The following is an 11,178-nucleotide window of genomic DNA, read 5'->3' as shown; positions in this document are numbered from 1 at the left end:
TACCGTGCCGGGTGAGGTGAGGGGTGTCGTAGCGGGGTACTACCGTGGCCCGCATGGGTGCAGACATCGAAGAGCGGTACGTCGTCCGGCACATACGGGCCGATGAGTGGCCCACCGTGAAGGCGCTGCGGCTCGACGCGCTGCGGGACCCCGTCGCGCGGCTCGCCTTTCTGGAGACCTACGAGGATGCCGTCGCCCGGCCGGACGCCTTCTGGCAGGAGCGGGCGGCCCGGTCAGCGGACGGTGCGGGGACGGTGCGGCAGTTCGTCGCCGTGGCGCCGGACGGGGTGTGGGCCGGAACCCTGACGGTGCTGATGGAGGAGGCCGGAACCAAGGACTGGGCCGGGTATCCGGTCGAGCGCCGGCAGGGCCATGTCGTGGGAGTGTTCATCAGGCCGGAGCACCGCGGGCGCGGGCTGATCGAGGCGTTGTTCGCCGTCGGCCTGGAGTGGGCGTGGGAACGCGGGGCCTCTCGGGTCCGGCTGTTCGTGCACGAGGACAACGGGCGGGCACAGGGCGCTTACCGCAAGGCGGGCTTCGTATCCAGCGGGGTCACCGTGGATCTCGCCGGGGGCGCGGGCCGCGAGCTGGAACTGGCCGTCGAACGCTAAGCGCTCCGCTGGCTGGGCCGCGTTGTGCCGTCGGTCGTCTGCGGCTCCGTCGTGGCTGGTCGCTCCCCCAAGTTCTCGGCTTCGCTCGAACAGGGGGGACCCCCATCGCGGCGGAGCCGCATATCGATACAGCCCCGTGCCCCTTCGGGGCGCTGTCGAACCGGAGCGGACTTCACTGGTCCTGCTTAGACGGGCAGTTCCTGGTGGGGCCAGCGGGTGCGGCCCTGTTCGCGGGAGCGCAGGAGGGCCAGCGTCGGCAGACCCAGGGTCGGCCCGGTGGTCAGCAGCTCGGGCAGCTGGGGGAGCGGGGCCACGGCCGCGACGTCGTCGAGGACGAGGGTCAGTGGTGGGTCGAGCCGACCGGAGGATGACCGTTCGGCCATGCGCCGGCCGCGCTCGACCACGCTGGAGACGAGGGCCGTCAGGAGGGGCATCGCGCCGGGGTTGGTCCTGGGGTCCTCGATGGATTCACCGACCACGTAAAGGGTGCCCCCTTCGGAGACAAAGGAATCCAAGGCGAGTGCATCACTTCGGTTCGGGCTGCATGCCTCGCGGATATTGACCGTGGAGAGCGCGGCGAGCGCCCGGCTGGTCAACTCCTGTGCCATGTCGCGGCGTTCGGGGTGCGCGGTGAGGGCGGCTTCGAGTTCGCCGGCCGCGCCGGGGGCCGCCTTGGGGTTGGTGCGCAGGGTGCGTACCGCGTCCTGGACCTGAGTGCCCTGGGTCCAGCGGTGCACATGGCGGATGGTGCGGCCGTCGACGGCGGCCGCGTGCAGATAGCTGCGGAGCAGCGTCTCGGCCGTGTCCGCGAGGGCCTGGTCCAGCTTGGCCGTGGGTCTGACCGGGGCGAGCAGGGCGGCCGCTCTGAGCCGTGCCGTCTGCTTGTCCTCGCAGCCCGTCGTCGGCGGCCAGTGCAGCCGGGCCGGGGTGTCACAGCGGTGGGTGGGGTCGTAGAGGTGGGTGGGGCCGAGTTTGGCCCGGGCGTCCTTCGTCTCCGCCCACAGGGCTGGGTTGGAGGTGACGACCAGCGCCGGGCCCTCCGCGTCGCGTACCGCCTGTGCCGCGGTGGCCTGGCGGGAGGTGGGGTCGGCATACAGGACGGCGGCTTCGGCACGGGGTGTCGGCCGGCCGCCGGTCCGTCCGCTGTCGGCCGTGAGGGCGGCGGCGGGTTCCTGGGGCCGGGGTTCGCTGCGGGGCACGGGGACCTCGTGCCGGGGTTCGAGGGGCCGGGTGAGCGCCGGTTCCGGTGCGCTTTCCGGAGCCCGTTCCAGCGCCTGTTCCAGGGGCGGTCCGGGCCGCACCTCCCGCGTCCGCTCGGCCGCCGTTTCCTGCGCCGCGGGGGCGGGCGCCGTTCCCTGCCCGGTGGGGGCGGGTGCCGTGGCCGTCGTGTGCTGGGCGTGGCGGTGCCGGGCCCGGCCGGCCCGCCAGCGGGCCACCGTGCCGATCACGAAGACGGTCAGCACGAACAGCACCATCAGCTGGCCGATGAACAGGCCCCAGACCAGTCCGTACCCCGACAGCTGGGCGGGTGGTGTCTGCGGCCAGGCGCCGGGGATGTCGTGCGGTTCGGCGATGAGCTGCCGCATCGCCAGCGGGGTGCGGGTGAAGGTGACGCCGGACGGCCAGGAGCCGTGGGCGAACAGGCCCGCGAGGCCCGTGGCCGTCCACACCAGCAGGGTCATGCCGAGCAGGAACGCGAGCAAGCCCACCAGCAGGCCGTCGGGGATGCCTCCCTGGCCGCTTTGGCGGCGGTCTCGCCCTTCGGCTCTCATCTCAGGCCACCGTCGACTCGGACGACCCGTCCAGGTCGCCGATGTGCTGTTCCACGAAGGCCGCCGCCCGCTGCTCCGCCTCCAGTTCCGCGGCGTGCAGCGCGTCGTCGGCGGCGACGTCGCTGGACGACTCGGTCATCGCCCGGTCGGTGAAGACCAGGGGGCGTTCCGTCTCCGTCACCAGATGCTTGACCACCTGGACGTTGCCGTTGACGTCCCAGACCGCGATGCCGGGGGTGAGGGTCGGGATGATCTCCACGGCCCAGCGGGGCAGGCCGAGCACCCGGCCGGTCGCGCGTGCCTCGTCGGCCTTCTGGGCGTAGATGGTGCGGGTCGAGGCCATCTTCAGGATGGCCGCGGCCTCCTTCGCTGCGGCGCCGTCCACGACGTCGGACAGATGGTGGACGACCGCGACGAAGGACAGGCCGAGCCGGCGCCCGAACTTGAGCAGCCGCTGGAACAGCTGCGCCACGAAGGGGCTGTTGATGATGTGCCACGCCTCCTCGACCAGGAAGATGCGTTTCTTGCGGTCGGGGCGGATCCAGGTGTGCTCCAGCCACACGCCGACGATCGCCATCAGGATCGGCATGGCGATGGAGTTGCGGTCGATGTGGGACAGGTCGAAGACGATCAGCGGGGCGTCCAGGTCGATGCCGACCGTCGTCGGCCCGTCGAACATGCCGCGCAGGTCGCCGTCGACCAGCCGGTCGATGACCAGGGCCACGTCCAGGCCCCAGGCCCGTACGTCGTCTATGGCGACGTTCATGGCCTCCGCCGACTCCGGTTCCGGATGGCGCAGTTGCTCCACGATGTCGGACAGCACCGGCTGGCGCTCGACGATCGTCTCGTTGACGTACGCGTGGGCGACCTTGAGCGCGAAGCCGGACCGTTCGTCCAGGCCGTGCCCCATCGCGACCTCGATGATGGTGCGCAGCAGGGCGAGCTGGCCGGTCGTGGTGATCGACGGGTCGAGCGGGTTGAGCCGGATGCCGTGGTCCAGGGCCGCCATCGGGTCCAGCCGGATCGGCGTTATCCCCAGCTCCTGCGCGATGAGGTTCCATTCGCCGACCCCGTCCTCGCCCTGCGCGTCCAGGACGACGACCTGGCGGTCGCGAAAGCGCAGCTGGCGCAGGACGTAGGTCTTCTCCAGCGCCGACTTGCCGTTGCCCGACTCGCCGAGGACCAGCCAGTGCGGTGCGGGGAGCTGCTGCCCGTACAGCTGGAACGGGTCGTAGATGTAGCCCTTGCCGGAGTACACCTCGCGGCCGATGATGACGCCGGAGTCACCCAGGCCCGGGGCGGCGGTCGGCAGATAGACCGCCTGGGCCTGGCCCGTGGACGTGCGCACCGGGAGTCGGGTCGTCTCGACCTTCCCGAACAGGAAGGACGTGAAGGCGTCCGTGACGACGGACAGCGGGTCCCGCATCAGCGCATCAACCCCTACCTTCGGATTCCGGTGGCGAACGGGAGGGTGTTCACGAAGGCCCGGTGGTGCTCGCGGTCGCACCACTCCAGCTTCAGATACGACTTGCCGGCCGAGGCCCTTATGGTCCGCTTGTCGCGGGCGAGGGCTTCGGGGGAGCGGGCGGAGACGGTGATGTAGCCGACCAGGTTGACCCCGGCGGCGCCGCTGGCCAGGTCCTCGCCGCGCTGGTCGAGGCGGGTGTGGGCGGCGATGTCGCGGGGGTCGACGGTGCGGTTCATCTTGGCGGCGCGGCTGGCCTCGGCCTCGTCGTTGGTCTTCTCGGTCAGCATGCGCTCGATGGCGACCTCGGTGGGTTCGAGGTCCATGGTGACCGCGACGGTGCGGATGACGTCCGGGGTGTGGACCAGCAGCGGCGCGAGGAAGTTCACGCCGACCGGGGTCATCGGCCACTCCTTGACCCAGGCGGTGGCGTGGCACCAGGGTTCCCGGGTCGCGGACTCGCGGGTCTTGGCCTTGAGGTAGGTGGGCTCCATGGCGTCCAGCTCGGCCGGCCAGGCGTTCCGTTTCGTCATCGCCTGGATGTGGTCGATCGGGTGGTCCGGGTCGTACATGGAGTGGATGAGGGAGGCGAGCCGGCCCTGGCCGAGCGGCTGGCGGACCCGGATGTCGGCCTCCTGGAGCCGGGAGCAGATGTCGGTCAGCTCGCGGGCCATGACGACGGCGAGTCCGGAGTCGCGGTCCAGTCTGCGGCCGGCCTGGGGGCGGGCCGCGCGGGCCATGGCGTGCGCCTCGGCGGCCAGTTCGCGGGAGTAGTGCATGCAGGCGACGAGATAGGCGCGGTGCTGTTCGCTGCTGGTGGACACCATGGACTGGAGCTGTTCGTACGACCGGGCCAGCCACTGCGGTGCCTTCTCGTCGCCGCGCTGGGCGATGTCCTTGGCGTGCGCGTCGGGGTCGGCGGGCAGGGTGCGGGCCAGCATCTGCAGCCGGGTGACGAAGCCGTCGCCGTTGGCCACGTGCTTGAGCAGCGTGCCGAACCGGTCGACAAGGGCCTCCTGGTCCTCGGAGTCGCGCAGTCCGACGCCGGGGCCCTCGATCTCGATGGCGGCGGTGACGGTCTTGCGGTCGGCGTGCAGCAGTACGGCGATCTCGTCGGGCCCGAAGGGTGCGGCGAGCCAGCTGATCCGTCCGATGCCGGGGGGCGGGCCGACCTCCACCTCGCGGCCGTCGAGGCGGGTGCCCGCCTCCATGGCGCCGGACCGGTAGACGGTGCCCTGGCGCAGGGTGCGCTTGAAACTGCGGTTGATCTCGAACCACTTGTAGAAGGTGCGGCGCTTGTACGGCACGTACACCGCGGCGAGCGCGAGCAGGGGGAAGCCCATCAGCAGTGCGATCCGCAGGGACAGGACGGGGACCAGGAGTCCGCACATCATGCCCAGGAAGGCGCCGCCGATGATGAGCGCGATCTCGCCGGTCTCACGGTTGCGGCCGATGACCGCGTTCGGCCGGGCGCGGCCGATGAGATACGTACGGCGGGGCGTGACCGGATGGGACAGGTGGGACTCGGTCGTCAACGCCCTTCACCTCCCGAGCGGTTGCTGCTGCTGTTGCGGGTGTTGCCGGCGTGCGGGGTCTTCGCCGGGCTGGGCTGGCGGGGTGCGGGTGCGGCGGAGGGGACAGATCCGCCGCCACCGCCCGGGGTGCGGGTGCTGTGCGCGGCGACTCCGCCGGAGGCCGGGTTGGCCGGGCGGGCGCCCGCGGCGGACGGCTGGCCGCCTCCGTTGTTGTCGGCACGGGCGCTGTGCGTCTTGATGCCCTGGGCGACCAGGGTCGCCGGGGAGCTGATGACCGCGGCCGCCTTGCCCTCGGCGCCCTGCATGATGCGGTTGTTGCGGCCGGCGGCGATCTCGTCGCCGAAGCCGGGGACGAAACGGTAGATCATCGCGCTGGCGAAGATGGCGAGCAGGATGATGGCGAGTCCTGAGACGACGGCGGAGAACGCGTCGGGGCCGTTGTCCGAGGACAGGGCGCCGGCCAGGCCGAGCACGATGACGATGACCGGTTTGACGAGGATGACCGCGATCATGATGCCGGCCCAGCGGCGTACGTGGCTCCACAGGTTCTTGTCGACCAGGCCGGCGTAGACGACGGTGCCGAGGAGGGCGCCGACGTAGAGCAGGGCGGCGCGGATGACCAGCTCCAGCCAGAGGATGCCGGCGGCGAGGATGGAGACGAGCGAGACGACGATCAGCATGATCGGGCCGCCGCCGATGTCCGTGCCCTTGTCCAGGGCGCCGGCGAAGGTGCCGAAGAAGGTGTCGGTCTGGTCGCCGGTGGTCTTCGCGAGGACGTCCGTGACGCCGTCGGCGGCCGACACCACGGTGTACAGGATCAGGGGGGTGAAGGCGGAGGCCAGCACGGTGAGCCAGAGGAAGCCGATGGCTTCGGACAGGGCGGTGGTGAGGGGGACGCCGCGGACCGCGCGCTTGGCGACGGCGAGGAGCCACAGGAGGAGGGTGAGGATGGTGGACGCGGCGAAGACGACCGCGTACTGCTGGAGGAACTTGGTGTTCGTGAAGTCGACGTTCGCCGTTTCCTGTACCGCGTCGCTGAGCTTGCGGATGGTCCATGACGCGGCGTCGGCACAGCCCTTGGCGAGGGAACTGAGCGGGTCAAGGGTAGAGGTAAGACTCTTCCGAGACTCTCCCCCGGAGTTACTGCCTTGCTCGCAGTACCTCTTGGCGGGACCGATCAGCAGGTCACACGCGTCATCGCTCGGGGTGGGGGTCGGTGACGGCGACTCCGAAGGGTCGGGAGTGGGCGCGGCGGTGGCTCTCGCGGCCAGCAGCACCGCAGTTGCCTGTACGGCTGTCACGATCCCGGCGAGCTTGAGGACGCGACGCGGGTTACCGGGCATACGTGAACCCTCCGTACTCCTCGATGGCCTTGCTGATCTCGTCGGAGCCGGAGGCCTTGTCGTCTCCGGGCACCGGCGCAGGGCCGTCCTTCTGCGTGTCCGTGCTGATCTTCCAGTCCCCTTCGGTCCATTCAAGGTCGAAGGTCCAGGTCTTCCACGTCGAGGACACCGGGTCGGTCGTGGTCTCCGACGACATGCCGATGAGGCCCAGGTACCAGACGGAGACCTTGGCGTTGCCGTCCGCGTACTGCTCGACTTTGCTGCCCACCGGGATGGTGCGTGACACGAAGGTGCTGCCCTTTGGCGGATTGCCGTTCGCGTCGAGGCCCATCTTGTCGAGGAAGCTCGCCGAGTAGGCGCCGTCCATCGCCCCCTGGAGCTTTCCGGCGGCGGTCGGCGTGTACAGGGTGTCGACGATCCTGTGCCGGTTGTCCTTGTTGAACATGCCGGTCGAACCCAGGGCTACCGCGTAGTTGGCTGATGCGCTTTGGGCGCCCTGGGGGGTGTGGGGGTAGCCGGTGGGGATTCCGGATGTGGTGGTGCGGACCGGGGTGTCGCCGCTCGGTGCGGTGGCGGAGGTGGCCGGTTTGTCGCTGGAGCCGCGGGCCGGGGAGTCGTCGTTGCCGCCACGGTTCGCGAAGGCGATCGCGGCGATCAGGAGCACGACGACGCCGACGACCGTGACGAGGCTGCGTGAGGGCGCGCGGCCGCCCCGGCGGGCCCCGCCGTAGGGGTCGCCTCCGGGGAGCCGGGTGCGGGTCTGACCCGTGTCGGGGTAACCGCCGGAGGTTCCGTTCTCGTCTCCGAGACTCATGCCGCGTACGCTCCCTCGACGTCGTACAGGAACACTCTGTGCCGGACCGCGTAGGTATACGACGGTAGCCGTGCTGGTTCCCGCGCGGGCGCGGTGTGGTGAGTCGACATCAGGGAAACGCAACCTCAGCCGGTGGGCACGACGGGCGGGTGGGGGTAGGGGTACCGGGCGCGCCCGGAGCGGACAGAGAGGTGGGACGGGGGCGGTCGGGTCAGACGGCCATGCCGTACACGATGGTGAACAGCGTGCCGAGTGAGCCGATGATGAAGACTCCGGTCAGACCGGCGATGATGAGGCCCTTGCCCTGTTCGGCGCTGAAGGTGTCGCGGAGGGCCGTCGCGCCGATGCGCTGCTTGGCGGCGCCCCAGACGGCGATGCCGAGGCAGAGCAGGATGGCCACGGCCATCACCACCTCGATCATCACCTTCGCTTCGTTGCCCAGGCTGCCGAAGGGCCCCCAGTCCGGAGCGATCCCGCCGATGATGGTGTTGATGTCTCCCTTGTCGGCCGCAAAGAGCATGTAAGTCACCGCCCCTGGTGGGTAGTTCCGCTATCCCCTGCGGTGTGCAGAGGTCAGACCTCATTCTCGCTGACAATGACGCCGTCGCATGTCGACTTGACGGCATTGGTTGGCGGGTTTCGTACGAATAGCACGTACGGTCACTCTGTGTATCACGGCAGGTCACGCCGGGCAATGAGGCCTGAGCGGAACCAGTCGTGTGGTGTGCTCGTTGACCTTCTTCACGACCTCGCACGGTTTCTGACGGCTGGTCGGGTGAGACGTCGTGACGATGGTCTCACGGGTGGGGAGACGGGCGGGCGCTCCGGAGGCGTGCGCGGCGGTACGTCCGGGGCCGCCGGTGCCGGTGTGCCGGTGCGGCTCGGTAACTCGCGGGGAAGGCGCGGGGGTTGGCGGGCCCGTGGGCAGGGTCAGCGTGGGCGCAGGCCGTACAGGATGTGGCGGATGGACTCGTCGATGCCGGCGAGGGCGGCCTCCGCCTCCAGGGTGCCGCTGGCGACGAATGCGGCGATGCCGTGCAGGCTGGCGGCGGCGACCATGTTGAGCCGCTCGGGGTCGCCCTGGATGATCTCGCCCCGCTGCTGGGCCTCGGCGACCAGCTGGGTGAGGGAGCCGAAGGAGCGTTCGGCGGCGGCGGCGAGCGGTGCGGAGCTGTCGGGGTGGTGCTTGCGGGCGAACATCAGCTCCAGCAGCTCGGGGTTGTCGATGGCGAACCCGAGGTAGGCGCGGCCCAGTTCGGTCATCCGTGGTTCGAGGGGCAGCCCGGGGCGGTCGGCGGCATCCAGGGCCTGTGTCAGCCGCTCGTAGCCGTCGAGGGCCAGGGCGTCCAGCAGGGCCTGCTTGTCCTTGAAGTGCCGGCCCGGGGCGGCATGGCTGACGCCTGCCTCGCGGGCCAGTTCGCGCAGGGACAGCGCGCCGGCCCCTTTCTCCCGAAGGGTGCGCTCGGCGCTGGTCAGCAGCGTGGCGCGCAGGTCTCCGTGGTGATAAGGGCGGGTCGTGGGCATGCACATCATCCTAACCGGATGTTGACGTCGCCTTCTTTGTTGGCGTTGGCAGCATTGTTGTCGTTGACATCATTGTTGGCGTCGCCTACTTTTGCGGCATGGCTACGACGACTGACACGACCGCATGGGACGCGACCCGCCTCCCCGACCTCACCGGCCGCCGGGCCCTCGTCACCGGCGCCAACAGCGGCATCGGCTTCACGGCCGCGGACGCGCTGGCGCGCGCCGGCGCGCACGTGGTGTTCGCCGTCCGTGACGTGGAGCGCGGCCGGGCCGCCGCCGCGCGGGTGACCGGCAGCACCGAGGTGCGCCGGCTGGACCTGGCCGACCTCGTCTCGGTGCGCGAGTTCGGCGAGGCGTGGCGGGACCCGATCGATCTGCTGATCAACAACGCCGGCGTGATGATGCTGCCGCGGCAGCAGACCAAGGACGGCTTCGAGACGCACTTCGGCACGAACCACCTGGGCCACTTCGCGCTGACGAACCTGCTGCTGCCGTATGTGACCGACCGGGTGGTCACCGTGTCCTCGGGCGCCCACCGCTGGGGCGACGCGCGGATCCGCTTCGAGGACCTGAACCTGACCCGCGACTACACCCCGCGCGGCGCCTACGCCCAGTCCAAGCTGGCGAACCTGCTGTTCACCCTGGAACTCCAGCGCCGCCTCACGGAGTCCGGCTCTGCCGTCCGCGCCGTCGCCGCCCACCCCGGCTACGCGGCCACGAATCTGCAGAGCCACACCGGGAACCGGCTCGTCCACCTGTTCCTGGCGATCGGCAACAGGTTCTTCGCCCAGGACGACCGGGCGGGCGCCCTGCCGACCCTCTACGCCGCCACCCAGGACCTGCCCGGCGCGAGCTACGTCGGCCCCGACGGCTACGGCGAGATGCGGGGAGCGCCGACGCTGGTGGGCCGGTCGAGCGCGGCGAGCGACCCGGCCGTGGCCCGCCGCCTGTGGACGGTGTCGGAAGACCTCACCGGAGTCCGCTTCCCGTCGTCCACCGGGGCGTTGAAGAAGTGACCGCCCGTGCCGTACGGGCATGAGGGCCGCCTACGGGAGGGATGCCGGGCGTTGCCGGGACGCGGGGAGGAGATCCGCAGGCGCGCGGACAGCGCGTCGGCGGCGGGCGCGGGGAGAGCCGCGTCGGGGAGGGCCCGTGGGGTGTCCGCGGGGGCGTGGGTTCGCCGCCGGCCCTGCGGACAGGGGCACGAGGGCCGCGTTGGGCGGGAGCGGGTTCACAGGGAAAACTCAGGTTGGGCGGGGTGGTTTTTCATCTTTGTGGGACAGAGTGGGGGTCGATGAAGCGCATCTCACGCATCTCGGGTACCTCCGGCACCTCGCAGCTGGCGTTGTTCGGCGCCATGGTGCTGCTTGCGGTCACCTCGGCGTCCGTGTCCGCCGCCGACAACGGGCCGGGGCCGCTCGGGGTGACGGCGGTGGCGGCGAAGACCCGGCAGAGCGAGCGGGTCGGCGCGCTGTTCGGCGCCGACCGTGGACCGGCCCTGGCCGGCGGGCACTTCTGCACCGCCTCGGTCGTGCACAGTCCGGGGCGGAACCTCATCGTGACGGCGGCGCACTGTGTGGACGAGGACGCGTCCGACCTGGTGTTCGCCCCCGGCTACCGGGACGGGCGGGCGCCGTACGGGCTGTGGAAGGTGGGCAGGCGGTTCCTGCCTGAGGGGTGGTCCAAGGGGCAGGACGAGGACAGCGACGTGGCCTTCGCGGTGGTGGCGGACGCGGACGGGAAGCGGATCGAGGACGTCGTGGGGGCGAACCGGTTCGCGCCGGGTACGGCGACCGGGGCGACCGCGGTGACGGTCACCGGGTATCCCGACTCCGGTGAGACGCCGATCCGTTGCTCCGACAAGCCGTCCGCGCACAGCCGTACCCAGCAGCGGATCGGCTGCCCCGGCTTCACCGGCGGGACCAGTGGCAGCCCCTGGGTCAACGGGGACCACGAGGTCGTCGGGGTACTGGGCGGGCACGAGCAGGGCGGTTCGACGGCGGACGTCTCCTACAGCGTGGTCCTCGGGGTGGAGGCGGCCGAGCTGTACCGGGCCGCGGCGAGCGGCCGGTGAGGCGCGGCGCCGCGGCCAACTGGGCGTATTGAGGGCG

General features: G+C 70.9%; 10 protein-coding genes. 3 read left to right on the top strand and 7 right to left on the bottom strand.

The window, feature by feature from the left end; translation table 11 throughout:
• Window positions 1-53 precede the first annotated feature (53 nt).
• Window positions 54-611, top strand: coding sequence for a GNAT family N-acetyltransferase (locus AC27LF_RS35575; RefSeq protein ID WP_479660415.1), 558 nt, complete (start codon window positions 54-56; stop codon window positions 609-611).
• Between the two features lie 185 nt (window positions 612-796).
• Here AC27LF_RS35575 and AC27LF_RS35570 read toward each other — a convergent pair whose 3' ends face one another.
• From AC27LF_RS35570 to AC27LF_RS35540, 7 genes are all read right to left on the bottom strand, one after another.
• On the bottom strand, window positions 797-2,383 hold the full coding sequence (locus AC27LF_RS35570; RefSeq protein WP_479660414.1) for a type VI secretion protein: 1,587 nt from the start codon (window positions 2,381-2,383) through the stop codon (window positions 797-799).
• A gap of 1 nt (window position 2,384) precedes the next feature.
• On the bottom strand, window positions 2,385-3,809 hold the full coding sequence (locus AC27LF_RS35565) for an ATP-binding protein (RefSeq protein WP_479660413.1): 1,425 nt from the start codon (window positions 3,807-3,809) through the stop codon (window positions 2,385-2,387).
• Between the two features lie 14 nt (window positions 3,810-3,823).
• Window positions 3,824-5,383 (bottom strand): SCO6880 family protein, encoded by a 1,560-nt coding sequence (locus AC27LF_RS35560; RefSeq protein ID WP_404033979.1) that lies wholly within the window; start codon window positions 5,381-5,383, stop codon window positions 3,824-3,826.
• The gene (locus AC27LF_RS35555) at window positions 5,380-6,726 is read right to left on the bottom strand and encodes a hypothetical protein (RefSeq protein WP_479660412.1); all 1,347 of its coding nucleotides are present in this window, start codon (window positions 6,724-6,726) and stop codon (window positions 5,380-5,382) included. Before AC27LF_RS35555 ends, AC27LF_RS35560 begins: the two co-directional genes overlap by 4 nt.
• Complete coding sequence (locus tag AC27LF_RS35550) at window positions 6,716-7,540, bottom strand: DUF8175 domain-containg protein (protein WP_479660411.1); 825 nt, start codon at window positions 7,538-7,540, stop codon at window positions 6,716-6,718. The genes AC27LF_RS35555 and AC27LF_RS35550 overlap by 11 nt, the downstream gene beginning before the upstream one ends.
• A 211-nt stretch (window positions 7,541-7,751) precedes the next feature.
• Window positions 7,752-8,060 carry a hypothetical protein gene (locus tag AC27LF_RS35545; protein ID WP_014673544.1) on the bottom strand — a complete coding sequence of 103 codons (309 nt, stop codon included), beginning with the start codon at window positions 8,058-8,060 and terminating at the stop codon, window positions 7,752-7,754.
• A 410-nt stretch (window positions 8,061-8,470) separates the two neighbouring features.
• Window positions 8,471-9,073, bottom strand: a complete 603-nt coding sequence (locus tag AC27LF_RS35540) for a TetR/AcrR family transcriptional regulator (protein ID WP_479660410.1) — start codon at window positions 9,071-9,073, stop codon at window positions 8,471-8,473.
• Between the two features lie 89 nt (window positions 9,074-9,162).
• On the opposite strand from AC27LF_RS35540, the gene AC27LF_RS35535 reads away from it, so the two are divergent.
• Entirely contained in the window at window positions 9,163-10,083 is a 921-nt protein-coding gene (locus AC27LF_RS35535; RefSeq protein ID WP_479660409.1) for an oxidoreductase, read from the top strand.
• Window positions 10,084-10,361: 278 nt separating this feature from the next.
• Window positions 10,362-11,141: a trypsin-like serine peptidase gene (locus AC27LF_RS35530; protein ID WP_479660408.1), complete on the top strand. Its 780-nt coding sequence runs from the start codon at window positions 10,362-10,364 to the stop codon at window positions 11,139-11,141.
• The last annotated feature ends 37 nt before the right edge of the window (window positions 11,142-11,178 follow it).

This window comes from Streptomyces diversicolor (assembly GCF_057537855.1).
This window is presented reverse-complemented; position numbering and strand designations above follow the sequence as displayed.